At 74.4% G+C, this 789-nt stretch carries 1 protein-coding gene; it reads left to right on the top strand.

Annotated elements, in window-relative coordinates; all coding sequences use genetic code 11:
* Window positions 1-789, top strand: a 789-nt coding sequence (locus G3I40_RS37255) for a ComEC/Rec2 family competence protein (RefSeq protein ID WP_164559247.1), incomplete at both ends; no start/stop codon positions are given.

Below are 789 nucleotides of genomic sequence, written 5' to 3'. Positions count from 1 at the left end.
TGCGGCCGCGCAAGCCGTGTGCGCGCCCGTCGTCGCGGTGCTGGCGGCACGGGTGAGCCTCGTCGCGGTGCCGTGCAACCTCCTCGCCGAATTCGCCGTGGCGCCCGCGACGGTGCTCGGGTTCGCCGCGTTGGCGACGGCGCCGTGGGCGATGCCGGTGGCCGAGTTCTTTGCCTGGTGCGCCGGTTGGCCCGCGAGGTGGATCGCGGACATCGCGCGGACCGGGGCCGCCCTGCCGGGCAGCGGGGTGGACTGGCCCGGCGGCTGGCGTGGGGGAGCACTGCTGGCGGTGGGCACGGTGGTGGTCGTACTGGTGGGCCGGAGAGTGCTCAAGTCGCCCTGGATCAGCGCGACATGTGTGCTCGTGCTGCTCTTGGTGGTGGTGCAGCCGCCACCGTTCACCCGGGTCATCACGGGCTGGCCGCCACCGGGATGGCGGATGGTCATGTGCGACGTCGGGCAGGGCGACGCGATGGTGCTCGCGGCAGGGGACGGGGCGGGCGTGGTGGTCGACGCCGGACCCGATCCGCTGCTCGTCGACCGGTGCCTGCGTGCGCTGGGCATCACCGAGGTCCCGCTGTTGCTGCTGACGCACTTCCATGCCGACCATGTGGCGGGCCTCGCGGGGGTGTTGCGCGGGCGTTCCGTCGGGGTGATCGAGACGACCGGGTTCCAGGAACCCGCGGGCCAGGTCTCCTTCGTCCGGCGCCTCGCCGCGCAGCGCGGCGTCCCGGTGGTCCGGGCGGTGGCGGGGGAGCGGCGCAGGACCGGGCCGCTCGACTGGCAGGT

It is taken from the genome of Streptomyces sp. SID14478, from assembly GCF_010548525.1.
GTDB lineage: Bacteria > Actinomycetota > Actinomycetes > Streptomycetales > Streptomycetaceae > Streptomyces.
Note: the sequence above shows the minus strand (reverse complement) of the source record. Positions and strands in the feature narration are given on the sequence as shown.